This is a genomic window from Acidicapsa borealis (genome assembly GCF_059115245.1).
This window is the reverse complement of the sequence record NZ_JCACNY010000001.1, coordinates 2,670,890-2,686,066: the sequence shown is the minus strand read 5'-3', so window position 1 is coordinate 2,686,066 and position 15,177 is coordinate 2,670,890. Positions and strand designations below refer to the sequence as shown.

Here is a 15,177-nt window from a genome sequence, read left to right as displayed (position 1 = left end):
TGCTACACCTCGCTGGAGTCAATAAACATAGGGGTTTGGGCGTTGCTGGTTACGCGCGATGGAGATCGGCGGCCCGTGTGGATGAGACGGACGGCTCTATGGACGGCTGGCAGCGTGAGGTGAGCGCGTTCGATCGTCCACGGGGCGAACTTGACGATTTGTTTTGCCGGTAAGATCTTTCGTTCGATCAATTGGCGAACCGACGCCTGACTGATACCCAGTGCGACGGCGGCTTGCTGCATCGTGATCCAGAGGCGCTGTTCCGGCGGCGGACATGCCGGAAATCCCTTGGTATGTCGAACGTGCTGCACACGCTTCTCCGTCCAAGTGTTAGCGTGACCCGTTCGATAACCCAACCGATTCAGGATAGACACGATGGCGCGGTCGTCGCAGACAAGAGCGAGTTCACGAATCAACTCCGTTACTTCTTCCGAGTTGACGTTGTTATGGTCGCCAGTCCTGTTCTTGCGCACCGTCAGTTGCGTGTGGGTACCGCCAGCCCAGTGCAGCTTGAGATGGACGGCGGGAGGCTCATCGGTGGTATCGGCGACGACTTCCTCAAGCACCGTTCTGAGGACGCGCTTCTTCAACGCCATCGGCGAGCTGGGATGGTCCCACAAGCGTTCGAGATCGTCGCCGAGCGTGAGCAACTGTTCCCGCTGTTCCGGGGTGAGTTGAAGTGCCGATGCGGTCGCGTCTTCCAGGCGGCGCTCCAGATCGTCGGCATGAGTCAGTGCGTTGTTCCATCGCTTCTCCAACTCTGCTGCGACGAGACGGTTCTCCGGCTCTGTTGCCTGGTACTGCCGTTCGATACGGCTAGCTTCATAGCGTGCCTTCTGGAGTGCGAGTTCGAGCGAGCGCCGCTTCTCATCGGTTCGGTTCTGGGTCTGTTCGAGCGCATCGAGCGCGGCCTGCACGCCGAGAGGGCGCAGGGCTTCGAGCACCTCGGCTGCGATCTCCCGGTCGACTCGCCAACCAGCGAAGGTGATGCAACTGCGCTTCAACTTATGGGCGCGGTCTCCGCTGCACTCGTAGCGCGGCAGCGGCCCGTCCCGCTTGCTGGAGGTATAGAAGACCTGAAGCGCGCGGCCACAGCGTGCGCATCGCAGCAGTCCCGCCAGCAGTGCGGGCCCGTTGCGCGCCGCGCCGCTCAGTCCTCCCATGCGGGCGTTCCATCCTGCGTTGGAGCGAATCTGTTGCTGGTTGCGCATAAACTCTTCCCACGTTATATACCCTTCATGGTGGTCCGGGATGACGACCTCCCACTGGTCCTGCGGTCGAGCGTGACCGCGTGTCTTGCGGGCGCGGCCCTCGACGATGGAGGTGCGCGTATGCTTCCTGCCCCAGACGAAGACGCCTGCATAGGCCGGGTTCTTGAGGATGCCGCAGAGGCTGGAGTAGATGGGTTCGATCCAGACCGTCTTGCGGTTGCCGGACTCACGCGAGAGAACGGGAAGGGGAAGCTTTTCATCGCGGTACCAGAGCAGCACCTGACGCACGCTGCCCAGCTCATGGAACTTGCGAAAGATACCGGCGATGGCCTCCTGCACCTGGCGGTCGGGCGTCTTCTCTATCCCTTCCTCTTCGGTGCGGACGTAGCCCAAAGGCACTTGCGTCATCACCATGCCGCGCCGCACCTTCTGACGATGCGCCTCCATCGCCCTCTGGCGCAGCAGACTGATCTCGAACTCGCTCATGGTGCCCTTGAGACCGAGCAGAAGCCGGTCGTTGAGCAGACTGGGATCGTAGACGCCGTCGTGGTCGATGACGAGTGTCCCGGCCATCGCGCAGAGATCGATCAGGTGATGCCAGTCGCGGTTGTTCCTTGCCAGACGCGAGGCCTCCAAAGCGAAGACGGCGCCGACCCTGCCGGAGCAAACGGACTCAAGCAATCTGCCGAAGCCGGGACGTTCGACCGAACCCGTTCCAGTGCGGCCCTGGTCTTCGTCGATCACGACGACACGCTGAAAGCCCAGTGTCTGCGCACGTTCGCGAAGGTCGTACTGGCGACGCTGCCCTTCAAGACGTGTCCGGACTTGTTGCATGGAGGACTGCCGTACATAGACGCAGGCCTCCCGATCAATGTGAATGGCTTGAATCTTCTCGCTCATCGCTCTCCTGTTCTGCGGGGGTTACGCCGCTCATGGTTCGGAGCAGCATCTGGCTGAGCAACTCGCGACAGCGCACCTGCGCTGTCTGCGGGAGCTGCTGGGGCTTGGTCTTGTCCCAGGGAAGAGATCCCTGGCGTGGTGGGCTCACCGAATGCACCTCCTGGCGAAGATGCTTCTGAAGGTAGCGAGTCATCGGGGCAGCCGTCTTCTGGCTGGGTGTCGATCAGAGAGCGCAGGGCAAGAAGCGCGGAGAGCGCTATCACTGGTCGTTCGACCACCGCCATGCCGCGGCAATGCTCTTCATCGAGCATCCATGCGGGAACGACAAGCTGATCGCCGCTGGGAAGAAGCAACTGAAGCTGGTTCCGAGGCTGCCCGGAAAACGAAACGCGCCGAACTAGCGTTACCGTCCGCCCAAACTGAGGATGATGCGCATAGTGAATCGTCAGAGAAACATGGGCAGTGTGTGAGTGCTTCGCAAATGCCACAGGCCACGCGGGTGGCCGGGTTCTGGACGTGGAAGAACCTAGGCCGCAGCGTGAAGGCCGGACAGAAAGGCATTCGCATCCTTGCCCCTATCGTCGGCGTTCGCCGCAAGAAGGACGAGGAAGCACAGAAGGACATCACCAAGCAGAATGAGCGCGTGTTGCTTGGCTTCCGCAACGCCTACGTCTTCGACGTATCGCAGACAGACGGCGTAGACCTGCCGGAGATGCGCGAGGTCTCCGGCGACCCTGGCGAGAACTTGGACAGACTGGCCGCGTTCGTCCAGAGCAAAGGCATTCAGCTTGTCTATAACCCCAACATCGCACCCGCCCTCGGCATGAGCTACGGCGGACGCATCGCCATCCTGCCCGGACAATCGAAGGCCGAAACTTTCGCCACGCTTGTTCACGAGACGGCGCACGAACTCCTGCACAAGGCAGAACGCCGCACGGCAACCACCAAGACCGTGCGCGAGACAGAGGCCGAAGCCGTGGCCTTTGTGGTTGGGAAGGCCGTTGGTTTGGTGACGGGTTCCGCGTCTGCTGACTACATCAACCTGTACCACGGCAATGCCTCGCTGCTGGCCGAGAGCTTGGAAGTCATTCAGCAGACCGCCATCGTCATCCTTGCTGCATTGGAGCCGCCCGTCGCGGACGCAGCCACCGACGAACTTACGGAGGTAGCCGCATGAAGACCGTACTCGACATCCTTCGCAAAGCGGGAGGCTGGCGGCCCAACCTCTACCTCAAGATTGAGAACCCGCCTTATATGGAACTCGTCATCGAGGCCATCGATGAGTCCGGTCCGTGTGGTCTGCCTTCGCTCTCGGTTGCCCACTACGGCGTCCAGAATGGCGACGCCATGCGTGACCCGGAGATGTGCTTCGAGCTTGGCCTCGCAGGTGACGCTTATCTGAACGGCTTCTACTACCGGAACGATTACGCAGGTATCGAGCAGTGGAGCCGCTTCATTCAGGAAGGCAGTTACTGCTATCACATGCAACTCCACCAGCAGCACCAAAGCTTCGCCAAGCTCTGGGACAACAACCTACGGATGCAGGGCTTCTCCGAAGTCTTCACGGACAGGTGCATCCTCGGCTAGTCCGCTCCCGTTGGAGCGGAACCATGCCCAACGTGTGCCGCTCCGTGACCTTCAACCCTGAACCGCTCGAAAGGAGCACACTCTCATGGAAACCCAAGTCATCCAAGCCACCGAATACCGCAGCGTCTCGCTGTCGCTCTTGAATGAGTCCAAGACCAACCCGCGCCGCACCTTCGAGGAAACCGCCTTGAAGGAACTGGCAGATTCCATCCGTACCCAGGGCGTTCTGTCTCCGCTGCTGGTGCGCCCCATCACGGAGAAGGGCTTCGAGATCATCGCCGGAGCACGGCGTTACCGGGCCGCGCAGATGGCCGAACAAGCTACCGTTCCTGTCCGCATCGTCAACCTCTCCGATGCCGAGGCGTTGGAGGCTCAACTGGTTGAGAACCTTGTCAGAAGTGAAATCCATCCGATGGAGGAGGCACAGGGCTTCCGCGCCTTACTCTACTTGGAAGAGCCAAAGTACAGCATCGAGCAGATCGGGGCGCGTGTCGGAAAAAGCCCTGCGTTCGTCGCGCAGCGCCTCAAGCTGACCGACCTCATCCCGTCCGCCGTCGATGCCTTCTATGCAGACGAAATCGGCGTGGGGCATGCGCTGTTACTGGCGAAACTGCCAGCCGACCAGCAGGAAGACGCACTCAAGGCATGTTTCAAAGAGGTCTACAACGGAGCCGCCAAACCCGGCCGTATTCTTCTGCCCGTCCGGAACCTCCAATTCTGGATTGATTCGAACATCTTGCTCGTCCTGAAGGATGCGCCGTTCAACAAGCGTGATGCGCAGCTTGTTCCCGCCGCTGGCACTTGTGCCGATTGTCCTAAACGAACAGGCCATAACAAGCTGCTGTTCGGCGATGACCTCGGCAGACAGGGTGACCGCTGCACCGACCCCACCTGCTATCAGGCCAAAGTCTGTGCGCATGTAGCGAAGACCATCACCGCCAAACCGGAGCTGGTGCAGATCAGCACGGCTTATGGCGGACAGAAGGAAGGTAGTCATGTATTGCCGCGCAACAGGTACACCGCCATTAGGGACGACAAGCCGACGTCTACCGACGAAGCGAAGCGCCCGGAGTTCAAGGTGTGCAAGTTCACCACGGAGGCCATCATCACCGAAGGCTCCGATGTGGGCACCATCCATAAGGTGTGCGCCAATCCTGCCTGCCCGGTACATCATCCGAAGCAGAAGAACGACGGTGACGACCAACGCTGGAAGGCCGAACAGGAGAAGCAGCGGAAAGAGCAAGCCATCGCGAATGCAACCGGGCTTCGCGTCCTCTCCGCCATCGGCGCTGCCGTGCCGGTGCGCTTGCTCAAGCGTGACCTGCTGTTTGTCATCGAGCGGTTGGTGTCGGTACTCGATGAGAGCCGCATCGAGATGCTGGCGCGGCAGCATGGCATCCGGCAAAAGCGAGACGATGGAGGCCTGAAGAAGACTCTGACCGCCTTCTTTCGCCGTGCTGATGAAGGAGCGCTCTCGCGGTTGCTGGTGGAGGCTTGCATCCTGTTGGCCGCTTCGCGCGGTAATCCAACCGCCATCCTCAAGGAAGCCGCGTCTGTCTATAAGGTGGACGCGGACGCCATCGCTGCGAAAGTTCGGCAGGAGTTCGCTGCTAAGGAGAAGGCGAAGGAGGCATCAGAGCCAGCAACCAAGATCGCGAAGAAAGCGGCTTAGACAATTTCATTCAGTTGAGGGCGGCGAACCTGCCGCCCTTCCTCTTGCGCCGAAACGGCGGCAGGGGAAACACATGCTGTTTTCCCCCTGCACCCTCATTCGCTTGACTCCGGCCCCCGCTCGCCGGCTGCGCGGCAAAGAGTCGAGTTCCTCCTCTTTGCATTCTTCCCCTTTGCTCCTTTCGCGCATCTCTCTGAAAACCTACCGCACTGCGAGGAAGCAGTTAGAGAATGGCCATGAGCGATGTGCTCAATCTTAGTAGCGCATATCCGTCTATCGGACCGCCTCCATTCGATTACGGAGGTGTTATCTGATCCTTCATGGCGACCGTGGTGCTGTAAGGGGCGTGGGATCGTATCCCGTATACAGACACGTCACGTAAATGAGGGTCTTCGAGTAGACGCCTGATCACAAACAGGTTCGTGCTGGTCGCCTCAATCCGTCCGAGTCGGTGCATCACATCACCAACACGGATACCCGCGTGTTCCGCTGGGCTACCAGGTGCAACTGCCACAACCTGCAGTCCGATGCCACCCGTCAGTCCTAACCAAAGACCGCTTCGGTCATAGCGGTCAGGTGAATCAAATGCCGGTCCCTCAGACAGCCACATCACATGATGCAGATAATCAAACCTCACCTCGAAGCGACTCAATATACCCATGCCGATGCTTCCAGCACGATCAGCGCGTGTGAAACTTCCGCCTGTCTGAAGTGAGAGTCGAGTCACCGGAGGCGGCAACATTACGCTGCCTATCCTCACAACCTTACTTCTCCCGACAATCGAGAGAATAGGCCCTCCGGCTCCATATCCGGTCATCGTCTTGATCGTCGGCCCGACATGCTTGTCGAGATCGTATTTGCGCCAAAAGCTTCCGAAGAGAGTGAGGCTGGAACGATCACCCGTATCCACTTGGAACGATCCTGTCACTCCGTTGACGGACGCCTGCACCACCGGCATATCGTTTTCGTCAAGGATGAACGGGATTGCGATTGCCCGATCTTGTACCCGAATCCTTGGATCCCGATCAAGCGAAAGACGCTTACGGAACGCATCTAGTGTCACTGCGTGAGTCCTAAAGATCTCAGTGCCCAGTACGCCGTCGAATCTGCGAAAGCCGATCACTTGACGGAGACACTTTTCGTCAATCGCCGGCACATCCATGGGGCCAAGGGATACGGATCCTACGTCCACCGAATTCACGTGGATAACTTTGAACTCGATGGGCTCATTACCTGCACCCGAGCCTTGGTCGCTTTTGATTGGACGAAGACGCAGACGCTCAGCGAGGTCAGCGGTGATGGTAGTCACCGAAGAGCCCGTGTCAACCAAAAACGAGAATGGTCCTTTGCCGTTAATACGAACTTGCACGAAGGGACGCCTGTCCACAACAGAAACGGACAAGGTCGTCGCAGGCCTCGCGACCGCTGGGGCTAGAAGTGTTGCAAATAGAACCAGTGCAGCTTTCATGGGTTACCGCGTTCGCCCTTCTTCACTTCTCGGCCAAGCTGGGTCCACACATACAGTCCGGCCGAGGGGGTTGCGTCCGGCATCTATCGTGCGATCCAGTCTGTTTCCGAAGCTGTAGTTGTGAAAGCGGCTCAAGGCGTCGAGGTGGTCAGTGCGTCCGACTTCCCGGCCTCAAGCTGCTCGATAATGCATTGCACGTTAGCGGCAATCATTTCCTTTGCCGTTGCTGCGGCTGTTTATGGTTTTCCTTGATCGGGGTGATGGTGCACATATCCGCGGACCGCCATTCATCATGGGGCCCATCATGTTCGATGAGTGTATTGGCCTGTGTTTAGAAGGACTTGATGTGTGGCCACAGAACTCCAAGTGGGGGATAAATTCCTCTACACATGAAGATCGTGAATCGCTCATCCTCACGCGAGTAATCCGATCTCACCTCTCCCGCAGCCTCGACGGAGCGAAAGTGTTCGCGATCTCCACTGCCGTCGCTTCCCAGAACGATCACGCTTCGTCCGTCGTACTGGCGTGGGCCCCACAACCAGTAGGTCTGGGCCTTGCTAACCGAGGCCGGTAATCCATACCGAGGTCCAAAGAAGTCGATCGCAGCCGCCTGACCATAGTCGTTGGCGAAGATCGCTGTATAAGCCTGTTCTTGTGGAGGGAGGTGGTGGAAGATCTGCGCGGTCGTCTGGGTCATGGCTTCCCAGCCGAACTCATCCGAGAAATACTGCGGCAAAGGCCGCTCGGGCTGGTACTCGAAGATGACGGGCGTGAAATCGTGCCACAGGTGATGGTAGGCGAGGAATCCCTGCGGAGACAGGATCGGCATCACCAGAGGCGCGAGTGCGCATCCGGAGACGATGATGCAAACCGGGTAAGCCGCTCGGAGCCAGAACCGGTGTGCAGACAATCGCTCCCAAAAAACCGCGCCGCTTGCTAAGAGGACCGGATAAACCGGGGAAACGTAATAGTTCTTGGCCTGCATCCCGAGTAGCAGCAGGATAACGAAGAGCGCGGCAATGCCAATCGGACGGAGAGTCTTACCTACCCTTGTGAAAAACCAACCCGCGCCAAGCAGCATGAGCGGGGCCAGCACGGGATTCATGATGCGTGCCTGGTCCACCATGAAGGACAAAGGACCTCGAATAATGCGTGAGCCGCTCGCCCTCGAATTTCTCTCGAACTCTAGGAATGGAAATCCATGGTGAACGAGCCAGAGCAGGTTTGGGAGGAAAAGCATCACCGCGACCACGCACGCAATCGCAACATACGGTGATCGAAGCCATTTCCGTTCCGGCGTGAGCAGCATTCCGACGAGCAGGCCCGCCAGAGGAAAGACGATGGAGTATTTGTTTTCGATGCCAATGCCCGCCAACACTCCAATCAAGACTAAGTAGCGTGGCTCTTGGCGAAGAATCAGGCGCGACGCGGCCCAGAAGATACCCGCCCAGCATAGGGGTTCGAAGGCGTTCATTGTCAGCCAGTGTTGGAGAATGAGATAGATCGGGACTGGAGCAATAGACAGAGCTGAAAGGAATTGAGCATAGTGCCCGCCACCCCATTCCCGCGCGATCCGTGCGGTCATCCACACGAGAGAGCCACTTGCCAGCGCTGGAAGCAGCCTCAGCGCAAGTAACGAGGAACCGAGAGTGTGCAGAACCATCCAGGTGATCCATGCAATCAAGGGTGGATGATCGACATATCCGGCTCCGAGGTGTCGGGCGCACGCAATGTAATACAGTTCGTCACGAAAGATGCCATAACGGGTCGCCGTAAGCAAATGGGCAAGCACGACGAAACAGGCGATGGGAAGGACTAGGGGAGAGCTGCGCTTTTCCTCGAATGGCATAACTTCTCCAGCAGGGGTCTATGCTTGCACCTAAAACGCAGCGCCTTTACTCAGCGGGCCGCAGTAGATCGCTGTTTTGCCAGCGCTTGCTCAAACGTCTTTTCAGCTTCCGTAACGAACTCTGTGTAGCCTGCAGGATCAATAAACACACGAGGACCGTCATGCGGGTAGCGCTGCAATTTCGTGAGCAAATCGAAGTATCCGCCATGAGCTCCTAGAAATACGTCGCAAGGAAGGCTGTGCAATGTGGCGAAGGTATGGCGGAAGTCTTGAGCGATGTTCGGGTAGCTAGCGGAATGGCCAGGGGAAGCGATGAAATGATACTCCGACCAAAATCCAACACCACCGACAATGACAATATTCCGCAACGTTCCTGCTGGCTCGCCGGGTACATGAGAGCGCATCGTCCATGTAGTGCATCCGCGCGTATGCCCCGCAGTCTTGTGTGCTGTCAACGTAACGCCGCCAATCGATACTGTGTCTTCATCATGTAGCACTCGATCCACGTGGACTGGAGAGTAGCCAGGGACATTGGGTGACGGCGCGAGGAAATCCGTCCGCGCACCGGTTTCGACTACGCTCACATCGCCATCCATCACCGCGTTCTGTGCGTGCGTCTCATGAACGATCTCTGCCGCACCACCCATGTGATCGTAATGAGCTTGGCTATTGAGTAGAACCTTCACATCAAACCAGGAAAAGCCAAGCTTTTCCACGCTCTTGCGAATCTGGGCCGGTGAGCTATCTAGATTCGCGTTGATGAGGACAAGCCCTGAAGCGGTCGTGACCAGATAGGCAGCCAAGTCGCGGCTTCCTACGTAGTACAAATTATCTGCGATTCGAAACGGGGGAACCGGGGTCGTCCATTCGCGATTAACGTCACTCTTCGCAGGGGCAGGCTGCCTCTTGAGTGGCGCCGGCACCATGTGTGGTTGCGCGGATGTTTCGCTGGACCCTGCTACGGTCTGCTGGAGGTATCCGGGAGTGATTTGGGCCGTGTCGCGATGCTGGGCTTCGTTGATGGCTTGATAAACCGATCGTTCGAAGGAACGGAAAGCGTGGATCGCACCATCGTCGTAAAACGGAAGCACCTGCATCATCATCACGCCGCCAATACGCTTTACTGGATCGATCCAAAACTCAGAGTTGTAGACTCCTGCCCAACTCACGCTGCCTGGACTTCTGTATTGCGCATATCGCGCCTCTCCGGCGGCTATCTGAAAGCCGAGACCAAACTTGTCTTGGCCTGCTCCGATTGGAAACGAATTGGAGATTGAGGGATCTGCTCCCGGCTGTAGCTCCACGGTCACAGTTCCAATGTTGTTCTGCTCCATTGATTTCACAGTTGCTTCGCGCAGAACTCTCTTTCCCTCCAACTGTCCACCATTGAGAAACATCCTCATGAATGTGCCATAGTCTTGAGCTGTGGAATAGAGTCCACCGTCGCCAAGAAACGGCGGCGTCGGTGTGGATGGAATGGGGTGGTGGCGTACCAGCTCTTCGAGACGTCCATCCGTCCGACGATGTACCGAGGCCACCCGCGTTTGCTTCTCCAAGGGCACCGCGTATGAAGTATCCGTCATGCCCAAGGGCCTGAAGATGTGCTCCTGGAAGTATGTTTCAAGGGATTCTCCGGAGACCTTTTCAACAATCATTCCCAACACAGCGGTACTTGCTCCGTAATTCCATTGGTCGCCGGGGTCACTCAAAAGCGGAAGCTGCCACTCGTCTTTCTTCGTTGCTTCTGTCAGGCGTTTCACAATCACATTGGAGAACCCATATCCGATACCGGAAGTGTGAGTCAGCAGATGGTAGATCGTCATTGGGCGTTTTGCCGGACGCGTTTCGTAGCTCGCATTGACTTCGTTGAACTTTGTGATAACTCGGAGGTTGTCGAAGCCGGGAAGGTACTTCGAAACGGGATCGTCAAGTTTGATCTTCCCCTCTTCGACTAGTTGCATAGCTGCGACTGACGTCACCGGTTTTGTCATAGAAGCGATTAAGAAAATGGCGTTCGCTGGCATCGGAGCGTCATGCCCACTCCCAAGTTTGCCCGCAGTGCCTTCGTACAGAACACCTGCAGTTCCAACAACAAGGGCTACGAGGCCAGGCGTGTCGCCTCGAATGACAGCTTGCTTGAGTTCTTGGGTTATGGCCTCTTTCCCAGCATCAGACAGTCTTCGGGATGGAGTAGCGTATTCGCAATACGAGAGCATCGTAGTACCAATGAGAAGAGCGCAGACGAGCATCGCACTGGTCAACCGGTGCACAATCCGCCAGCCACGTTGTGTAGCTATCCGCGAAACATCAGATGGAGCGATCGTTTGGAGTTGTGTCTCAGTTGACTTCGAAGTGATTGGGGCTAGCATCTACTGCTACTCCTGTTTAAATGACCCATGGCAAGCTGAAGTTACAAGGCAAGAGAGAGTCAGCACAAGTGCGTAGTTTTGAACGCATACATCAGGCACTCTCATGGATTCAGGTTTCAATAATCCGTTGATGATACTCACCAATCAGTTGAGAAGTTTGAACTTGCTTTCCTGATCGCTGAGGCTAGCCTTGTTTTGTGAATAGGCTCACCGTCACTTGCGTGGTTGGAGTTGCTCTCGTCCTCTCGTCGATCACCGGCACAGGGCAGACACAACGTCATTCAAAGTCAGTCATGGACTCGCAATCGATTCATCATCTGTTCGCGAGCTATTGGGAGGACTACCTTCGCGAGAATCCCGAGGCAGCGACGGCTCTGGGTGACAAGCGTTACAACGATCACTGGCGTGATCTTTCGCCTGCTGCCGTCGAACTATCGCTGCGGCGAGATAGGCGATACGAGAGGCGTTTGCTTGCGATTGACCCCGCAAGACTTTCCGAAGAAGACAGGCTCTCAGTCGAGTTGCTTAAGCGCATGCTTAGCGAGGAGGAAGAGAGCGTCCGCTTCAAAGAGTGGGAGATGCCTCTGAACCAGATCCATGGCATCCACTTCGAACTTCCACAACTGATCTCCTCGACACCTTTTGAAGATGCACATGATTACGAAAACTACATCAGGCGTTTGAGGAAAGTGCCCGAGCTTTTTGATCAGCTCCGAACCGTCATGAGCTTGGGGATGACGGATGGTCATATGCCTGCACGACTCGTTTCCGAAAAAGTACTCGTGCAAGTGAACTCCATCTTGGCGATCGGACCGGACGACAGTCCGTTTCTCGCGCCCGTCAAGAAGTTTCCCGAAAGCATTTCCGCCGATGATCAGAAACGGTATGAGCAAGAGATCAAAACAGCCTTCTCGCAGGATGTCGTACCTGCATATAGAGCGCTGGCCAAGTTCCTTGAGACGCAATACATTCCTCGCAGTCGTACTGAGGCAGGGGTGTGGTCGATCCCTAACGGAGAAGCCTATTACGATTACTGCATCCGGCGAAACACAACGTTGAGGATGAGTGCCGATCAGATTCACCAAATCGGACTCGACGAAGTAAAACGGGACGAGGCAGCAATGCTCGTCATCGCAAAAAAACTCGGTTACACCGATCTGAAAAGCTTCAACGCTGCGATCAACGCGAACCCAAACCTTCACGCGACATCGCGAGAGCAGGTTCTCGATGCCTATCGTGGTTATCTGAAGCAGATGAAGGCGAAGCTGCCCGAACAATTTGGGACTCTGCCCAAGAGCGACCTCATTGTGGAAGCAACCCCGTCCTACACAGAAAAACAAAGACCACCTGCTACATACGAACCCGCCACAGTAGACGGTAAACATCCTGGGCGCGTGGTGGTGAACACGTACAACTACTCGCAGATCCCGCTTTGGGACGCTGAGTCTATCGCTTATCACGAGGGCATCCCTGGACACCATTTGCAGTTCTCCATTGCACAGGAGAAGGACGATCTTCCCGATTTTCGCAAGCATAAGGAATTCACCGCGTACACGGAGGGCTGGGCTCTGTACTCGGAACAGCTTGGGAAGGACGTGGGGTTCTACCAGGACCCTTACAGTGACTATGGGCGGCTTGAAGGAGACATGTGGCGCGCCATTCGCCTTGTTGTGGATACAGGACTTCACTCCAGGCATTGGACTCGACAACAAGTCGTGGACTACTTTCACGACCATTCTTCTATAGACGAGACGAACGTTCAGCGGGAGACGGACCGATACATCGCTTGGCCCGGACAGGCCCTTGGATACAAAATCGGCCAATTGAACCTGCTCGAACTCCGCCAGCGTGCCGAGTTAAAACTTGGTCCGAAATTCGACATCAAGAAGTTTCACGATCTGATCCTTGGCTCCGGGGCTTTGCCGCTCGACATCCTTGATCAACACGTGAATGACTGGATCGCCGCTCAGAAGTGAGTGCACGTCATCCTTCACCATCAAATGCCATTGCAATCACAAGGAGAAATATGCCGTTCAAACGAGTCATCACTATTTTAGTTGTTGCAGCATGCATCGGGAGCGCATCGCACCTGCACGCGCAAGCTGCAAGCCCCGTCGCTTCGGCCCAAGTTGAACCGTCCAAGAGCCTCGATGCTCTCGTGACCGGACTTGAGAAGCAACTTGTTCCGCTTGCGGAAGCGATGCCGGCCGACAAATACAGCTTTGCACCCGGCAATGATCTGTTCAAAGCCGGAGGCGATGTGAACTACAAAGGTGTGCGCACCTTTGGACAACAGCTCGCTCACATCATCCAAGCAAACGATTTCTTCTTTCTGGGAGTGAAGGGGGTTGCAAAGCCGGACGCTGAAACAACAGCCAAGCTAGCGGCGACTGGAAAACTTACCCAGAAAGAGGATCTGCTCAAAGCGTTGAAAGAATCTTTTGCCAACGCCCATGCCGCGGTTGCCACTCTGACTCGGGAGAACGCCTGGGATCATGCAGGACGTGGTGTCACTGATACACGGGCCGAAGAAGTGGGCCATGCTGTCGGGCATGCCTACGACATCTATGGTCAGCTCGTCGAGTACGTTCGAATGAACGGCATTGTGCCACCGGCCAGTGAAGGCAGACCGCTCGCTAACCCGGCGAAGACGAATTGATTTCGATGTCTTAAGCGAATCGTTGCTTCTGTACGGGGACTAGTCTTCTTCGCTGGTCCCTGACAGCACTTTGCCGCTTCGCGCTCTTCAAAGTTCCGGTAACACATTCACGGATGATAGCGCGCAATCGCTCCACTCCATCGCTCATTTCGCTTGTTTGTGTGTGCAATGTGACCGGGAAAGAAGGCAATCTTGGCAGGTCAAACATCACCTTGTCCCAAACGAGTCGGGCAGGTAGCCCAAGTGAACTCCGAGCAGTAATGCCGAGGCCTCCAATCGCCGAAGCCCAGAGTCCCGCCAGACTTGGGCTTACCGCTGCGATCCGCCATTGCATTTGGGCGTCGTCAAGCTTCTGAATTGCTTCTTTGCGAAAAGCGCATTGCGGTCCTAGTAGCACAAGCGGAAGCGGCTGGTCTGCACGTGAAGAGAACTCCTGGCCAGCGATCCAAACCAGATCAAGTTCCCCAAGAATCTCGGCTGTCGCGTGGTCAGCCTGTCCGACGGCAAGAGCGATATCCAATTGGTTCTTCTGGACCGCTTCTACGAGCGCGGCATTGCCCTCAATGCGAACTTCCATTTGCACTAGGGGATACAACTTCATGAATTGTGACAGGACTTCTGGCAGCACCGTCTCGGCAAAATCCTGAGAACAGCCAAGCCTCACATGACCCGCGAGAGACGCTCCACGGATCGTGTCCAGCAGCTCATCATTGATCGCAAGCATCCGCCGCCCGAAGCGAAGAACGATTTCGCCAGCTTCCGTTAGAGCAACCCCTCTTCCATTCTTACGGAAGAGATTCGCGCCAACATCTTCTTGAAGTCGCTTCATCTGCAGGCTTATGGCAGATGGTGTTCTGCCTAGCCTCTGAGCAGCCTGACCGTAACCGCCTAAATCTGACGCGACGGCAAGCGTCCTAAGAGTGTCGAGATCCAAATTCGCCATATTCATTGTTTAGTTTTCCTCATCGATTGGTTGATATCAATCAACTTGAAGTGAGCACGACTCAATTATACCCTTGGCTTTGCTACCAGGCTCTCGTGGATCGCACGATGCGGTACCCGTCCAGCCTCGTTCCGGGGAGATGGAATGAAGTCCGCACTAAAACTTTTCGCTCTGGTTGGTCTTGCCTATTTCCTTACTGTGCCCGGAGCCAGTGGGGCTATGTCGCCCTCTCTCAATCCGTTGCAGCCAATCTACGATTCGAGAAAGCCAAAATTGGTCAGATTCCGAGTTCAAAGCGATCTCACAATCCCAGTCGATCTGAAAGTCGGAGAAAACCAGACGACTCTTCAACCAGGGCAGACGATTGACGTTCGACTTCCTGTTGGAACTCAGATCACCGTCGCCACTGCTGTCGCTGGCCATCCGGTGGGTGAAGTCATTGTTCGGGTTGAACCATTGCTAGACGACGCAATCGTTCACATCAAATCCTGACCCCCAGCGCGCAAGCCACGGAGCTGT

11 protein-coding genes and 2 pseudogenes are annotated in these 15,177 nt (G+C 56.5%); 6 read left to right on the top strand and 7 right to left on the bottom strand.

What is annotated here, in order from left to right; all coding sequences use genetic code 11:
• Positions 1-2: 2 nt before the first annotated feature.
• Complete coding sequence (locus tag AC5S27_RS11090) at positions 3-2,111, bottom strand: recombinase family protein (RefSeq protein WP_493932671.1); 2,109 nt, start codon at positions 2,109-2,111, stop codon at positions 3-5.
• On the bottom strand, positions 2,080-2,304 hold the full coding sequence (locus tag AC5S27_RS11085) for a hypothetical protein (RefSeq protein WP_493932670.1): 225 nt from the start codon (positions 2,302-2,304) through the stop codon (positions 2,080-2,082). Before AC5S27_RS11085 ends, AC5S27_RS11090 begins: the two co-directional genes overlap by 32 nt.
• A 279-nt stretch (positions 2,305-2,583) precedes the next feature.
• On the opposite strand from AC5S27_RS11085, the pseudogene AC5S27_RS11080 reads away from it, so the two are divergent.
• From AC5S27_RS11080 to AC5S27_RS11070, 3 genes and pseudogenes are all read left to right on the top strand, one after another.
• Positions 2,584-3,288, top strand: a pseudogene (locus AC5S27_RS11080) (ArdC-like ssDNA-binding domain-containing protein); the annotation flags it as partial.
• Positions 3,285-3,698 (top strand): DUF6908 domain-containing protein, encoded by a 414-nt coding sequence (locus AC5S27_RS11075; protein WP_493934625.1) that lies wholly within the window; start codon positions 3,285-3,287, stop codon positions 3,696-3,698. The pseudogene AC5S27_RS11080 and the gene AC5S27_RS11075, both read left to right, overlap by 4 nt.
• Positions 3,699-3,783: 85 nt before the next feature.
• A complete protein-coding gene (locus AC5S27_RS11070) occupies positions 3,784-5,370 on the top strand; it encodes a ParB/RepB/Spo0J family partition protein (RefSeq protein WP_493934624.1) in 1,587 nt (528 codons plus the stop codon).
• Between the two features lie 295 nt (positions 5,371-5,665).
• Here the strand turns inward: AC5S27_RS11070 and AC5S27_RS11065 are convergent, their stop codons facing one another.
• From AC5S27_RS11065 to AC5S27_RS11050, 4 genes and pseudogenes are all read right to left on the bottom strand, one after another.
• Positions 5,666-6,739, bottom strand: a complete 1,074-nt coding sequence (locus AC5S27_RS11065; protein WP_493934623.1) for an aspartyl protease family protein — start codon at positions 6,737-6,739, stop codon at positions 5,666-5,668.
• A gap of 430 nt (positions 6,740-7,169) precedes the next feature.
• Complete coding sequence (locus AC5S27_RS11060) at positions 7,170-8,687, bottom strand: ArnT family glycosyltransferase (protein ID WP_493934622.1); 1,518 nt, start codon at positions 8,685-8,687, stop codon at positions 7,170-7,172.
• 50 nt (positions 8,688-8,737) lie between these two features.
• A complete protein-coding gene (gene bla / locus AC5S27_RS11055; protein WP_493937302.1) occupies positions 8,738-9,613 on the bottom strand; it encodes a subclass B3 metallo-beta-lactamase in 876 nt (291 codons plus the stop codon).
• 150 nt (positions 9,614-9,763) lie between these two features.
• Positions 9,764-10,903: pseudogene (locus AC5S27_RS11050) on the bottom strand (serine hydrolase domain-containing protein); the annotation flags it as partial.
• Positions 10,904-11,349: 446 nt separating this feature from the next.
• Here AC5S27_RS11050 and AC5S27_RS11045 point away from each other — a divergent pair.
• Both AC5S27_RS11045 and AC5S27_RS11040 read left to right on the top strand, forming a co-directional pair.
• Positions 11,350-13,032 carry a DUF885 domain-containing protein gene (locus AC5S27_RS11045; protein ID WP_493937301.1) on the top strand — a complete coding sequence of 561 codons (1,683 nt, stop codon included), beginning with the start codon at positions 11,350-11,352 and terminating at the stop codon, positions 13,030-13,032.
• Between the two features lie 50 nt (positions 13,033-13,082).
• Complete coding sequence (locus AC5S27_RS11040; RefSeq protein WP_493934621.1) at positions 13,083-13,715, top strand: DinB family protein; 633 nt, start codon at positions 13,083-13,085, stop codon at positions 13,713-13,715.
• Between the two features lie 10 nt (positions 13,716-13,725).
• On the opposite strand, the gene AC5S27_RS11035 is transcribed toward AC5S27_RS11040, so the two are convergent.
• Complete coding sequence (locus tag AC5S27_RS11035) at positions 13,726-14,658, bottom strand: LysR substrate-binding domain-containing protein (protein ID WP_493934620.1); 933 nt, start codon at positions 14,656-14,658, stop codon at positions 13,726-13,728.
• Positions 14,659-14,802: 144 nt separating this feature from the next.
• On the opposite strand from AC5S27_RS11035, the gene AC5S27_RS11030 reads away from it, so the two are divergent.
• Complete coding sequence (locus AC5S27_RS11030; RefSeq protein ID WP_493934619.1) at positions 14,803-15,150, top strand: hypothetical protein; 348 nt, start codon at positions 14,803-14,805, stop codon at positions 15,148-15,150.
• Positions 15,151-15,177: the final 27 nt, after the last annotated feature.